We start from the raw sequence: 911 nt of genomic DNA, 5'->3' as shown, positions 1-911 counted from the left end.
CTCAGGGGACCTACGTGGTCTTCGGCAACTTCGCCTCGGCCTGGCAGCCGTCCACGGGTGCGGCGTCGTCGACGCGCTCCGTCGGCGCGCAGGCATGGGCGCTCGCCGAGAGCGTGCTCGACCAGGTGCCGGCGCAGTACCGGGGGGCCATCCGCGCGCAGTGGGTGGACATCGCGGCGGACGGCACGTTCCAGGCCACGCTGACGCTGAAGGACACGGCAGCCACACCCGGCTCCTACGGCGTCTACACGTACGGCGCCGGCGGCGTCGTCAACGCCGACCAGGAGCGCAGCGTCGCCCTGAACTACAGCATCCCTCCGAAGATCACCGTGACCTCGGCCCTCTCCGCCGCGGCGCCCGGCATCACCGCGTCGGTCGCCGGCTCGAAGTTCGGCGCGGCGACCGGCGTCTACGCGGCGCTGATCGAGACGGGTACCGAGGCGGATGTCACCGCGGGCGGTGGCTTCCTCGCGATGCAATACGTGCGCGGCACCTCGGGCGGCGCGTTCACGGTCGATCTGACCGCGGCGGCGGCCGACCTCGACCGCACGAAGACCTACGAGGTGATCGTGTGGAAGCAGCACACGATGCCGAACGCCGACACGATCCTCGCCCGCTCGGCGGTCGCGATCAGCGACGCCGACTGGGATGCCATCGCCCCGGAGCCGGTCTCGCCGTCGATCTCGGTGTTCCTCGCCGACGGGACGACTCCTGCGGAGGGCGTCGCCCTCAGGGCCGGTGACAAGGTCGTCGTGAAGGGCTCGGGATACGACCCGACAGCGAACGTCGGCGGCCGTGGGGCTCCGATCCCGTCCAACCTTCCTCAGGGGACCTACGTGGTCTTCGGCAACTTCGCCTCGGCCTGGCAGCCGTCCACGGGTGCGGCGTCGTCGACGCGCTCCGTCGGCGCG

General features: G+C 71.6%; 1 pseudogene. It reads left to right on the top strand.

What is annotated here, in order from left to right:
* Window positions 1-911: pseudogene (locus tag DW306_RS17765) on the top strand (hypothetical protein); the annotation flags it as partial.

The organism is Microbacterium sp. K24, from assembly GCF_004794465.1.
In the GTDB taxonomy this organism is placed as follows: Bacteria; Actinomycetota; Actinomycetes; order Actinomycetales; family Microbacteriaceae; genus Microbacterium.
Note: the sequence above shows the minus strand (reverse complement) of the source record. Positions and strands in the feature narration are given on the sequence as shown.